The organism is Pseudomonadota bacterium, assembly GCA_039193195.1.
In the GTDB taxonomy this organism is placed as follows: Bacteria; Pseudomonadota; Gammaproteobacteria; order Steroidobacterales; family JBCBZW01; genus JBCBZW01.
On sequence record JBCCWS010000107.1, the window covers coordinates 1 to 2,205 of the forward strand.

Below are 2,205 nucleotides of genomic sequence, written 5' to 3' on the forward strand. Positions count from 1 at the left end.
GCATCACCGCGAACAACGTGAACGGCTCCGGTCCCTTCGGCTACTCCTGGTCGCTAGATCTCGCCGACTTCCGGTTTATCGGTGGCACCAGCACGGACACGGTCACGGTCCAGTCGCGGCGCGGCGCGCCTGGCGAGAACAGTGGCAACGTCACATGCACGTTCACAGACGTGGATCGCACCCAGGCGACGAAGTCGACGACGGTGGTAGGCGGGCACGGCAGTGGCGGCCCCACTAACCCTGAATAGGAGCAGTTCATGACATCGCAACCCACTGTCAAGCTACCCGGCTACTGGGGCCCGGTGCTCGCCGTAGTCGCCGCCCTCGGTGCGGGCGGGTACGGCGGCAGCTACCTGACATCACACCCACAGCAGGATGGGGGTAACGAAGTGCGGGATGAACTTGCGGAGGCCAACGCTCGCCTTCTCGCGCAGGACGCACGCCTTGAGGAGATGCAGCGCGCGCTCACACGCATCGAGGAGGAGTTGCGAAGTCAACGGCAACAGATCGGCGACCTTCGAGAGAAGGTGGCCGGCATGGAGGGCTCATAGTGAACACCATCGCCCTACGCTCGGGCCGAGTCGCCGAGATCGCCGTCAGCTACCCGACCGGCCAGCCGCGCTGCGTCCTGAGCTGGGCGGCTGGCCGCGGCGGTGACGAGGAAAGCTACCAACCCCTGGCCGATGCGATGACCGCCCGCGGGATAGCGTTCGTGCGCTGCAACTTCGCAGATAGCCGTGAGAACGACCCGTCCGAACGCGATCGCATCAACTGGCCACAGCGCATTGAGGACTTCGAGGAAATCGTCGAGCGATCGCCTGAGTACCTTGGCCTCAAGATAGCCAGGCTGCCGTTTGCCGTCGGCGGCCACTCGTGGGGCGCGCAGATGGCGCTGCAGCAGTCCGCGGCGACTTACATCACAGACGACGGCCGCAACCTCATGGGCTACCTGGGCAGCCAGTGCGCGGTGGTCTGGAGCCCGCAGGGGCGGGACGAGGGTACGAACACCACCGATCAGACGTGGTCGACGATCGCCACACCGGTGCTCTACGTCACCGGGACGGAGGATACCGGCGACCGCACGGGTGATGACGCCGACTGGCGCCTGGAGCCGTTTGAGCGCGGCAGCACGAAGCCTAGGGGTTTGGCGGTAGGCGAGGGCATCGATCACCAGATCGCGGGCCTGACGGGCCGTGGTGAGCTCGACGCCGAGGCAGCTGAGGCGATTGCAGATCTCTGCGCGGCGTTCGTGCTGCGCTACTGCGATGGGTCTTGGCGCACGCGTGCAGCGTGGTGGCTGCAGCGCATGCGGCCGAGCAGGGTTTTCTCTCGACTTGAATGGGTGAAGTGATGATCAATCTAATCCGATCGGCTATCGGCCCAATCATCAAGCCGCTGATCGATCGCATTCCCGATCCGAACGAACGTGCCCGTGCCGCTGAGGACATCGAGAAGAGCATGCTCGCGGCGATCACCAGCCTGGTACAGGGGCAGCTCGCGATCAATGCCAAAGAAGCAGAGCACGGCTCCTGGTTCGTCGCTGGGTGGCGGCCCGCCGTGGGTTGGACCTGTTGCGGCGGCCTCGCCTGGAACTTCGTTGTGGCGCCGATCGCGCAGTGGGCGGCCTTCCTCTTTGGGGTGGATCTCAGCTCCGCCCCACAACTCGACATCAGCGAGCTGATCACCATCCTACTGGGCATGCTGGGTCTTGGCGGCCTGCGCACTTACGAGAAGCGCATGGGCGTCGCGCGCACGGGCGTCAAGAAGTAAGAAGGTACGTTGTTCAGATCAACGTCCCCGCCTAGGGTCTAGCCGCGTCACGGTAGCCTTCCCCTCGATCCTAGCCAGAGTGTTCGCGAGGTCTTGGTTGGTCTCGGCCCTCGTGTAGATCTTCGCCAGCAGCTCCAGGCCTGCCGCGGTATCGGTGGCGCTCGTGCTGCCACTATGGTCGTAGCGCATCAGGTGGCGGTAGTTGCCGGCTAGCTCTAGCCAGCGGCGGATGCGTGGGTCGATTGGCTCGGGCATGTCGGTCCTCCTGGGAGGGCCGATGCTACCTCACCCACCCCCATCGCGCGCGAACGCTGAACTCTGCGGGCCTGCAAAGAACTCGCGCCGCCATTCCTCGTCATCGTCGCTCTCACGCGCGAGCGTGGGCAGGTCCGGCAGCAGGCGCCAGGCGACAAGATCCGATAGCCTCTCGCCTGA

At 65.1% G+C, this 2,205-nt stretch carries 5 protein-coding genes; 4 read left to right on the top strand and 1 reads right to left on the bottom strand.

What is annotated here, in order from left to right:
• The 4 genes from AAGA68_27425 to AAGA68_27440 form a co-directional block, all read left to right on the top strand.
• On the top strand, positions 1-248 hold a 248-nt coding region (locus AAGA68_27425), incomplete at its 5' end, for a hypothetical protein (GenBank protein ID MEM9388802.1).
• A 9-nt stretch (positions 249-257) separates the two neighbouring features.
• Positions 258-551 (top strand): hypothetical protein, encoded by a 294-nt coding sequence (locus AAGA68_27430; GenBank protein MEM9388803.1) that lies wholly within the window; start codon positions 258-260, stop codon positions 549-551.
• A complete protein-coding gene (locus AAGA68_27435) occupies positions 551-1,351 on the top strand; it encodes an alpha/beta family hydrolase (protein MEM9388804.1) in 801 nt (266 codons plus the stop codon). The genes AAGA68_27430 and AAGA68_27435 overlap by 1 nt, the downstream gene beginning before the upstream one ends.
• Positions 1,351-1,770, top strand: a complete 420-nt coding sequence (locus tag AAGA68_27440) for a 3TM-type holin (GenBank protein ID MEM9388805.1) — start codon at positions 1,351-1,353, stop codon at positions 1,768-1,770. Before AAGA68_27435 ends, AAGA68_27440 begins: the two co-directional genes overlap by 1 nt.
• Positions 1,771-1,788: 18 nt before the next feature.
• Here the strand turns inward: AAGA68_27440 and AAGA68_27445 are convergent, their stop codons facing one another.
• Positions 1,789-2,025: a hypothetical protein gene (locus AAGA68_27445; GenBank protein MEM9388806.1), complete on the bottom strand. Its 237-nt coding sequence runs from the start codon at positions 2,023-2,025 to the stop codon at positions 1,789-1,791.
• Between the last annotated feature and the right edge of the window lie 180 nt (positions 2,026-2,205).

Excerpts from the sequence above, each read along its gene's own strand:
- AAGA68_27430 (MEM9388803.1), top strand. The coding sequence starts at position 258 with ATGACATCGCAACCCACTGTCAAGCTACCCGGCTACTGGGGCCCGGTG.
- AAGA68_27440 (MEM9388805.1), top strand. The coding sequence starts at position 1,351 with ATGATCAATCTAATCCGATCGGCTATCGGCCCAATCATCAAGCCGCTG.
- AAGA68_27445 (MEM9388806.1), bottom strand. The coding sequence starts at position 2,025 with ATGCCCGAGCCAATCGACCCACGCATCCGCCGCTGGCTAGAGCTAGCC.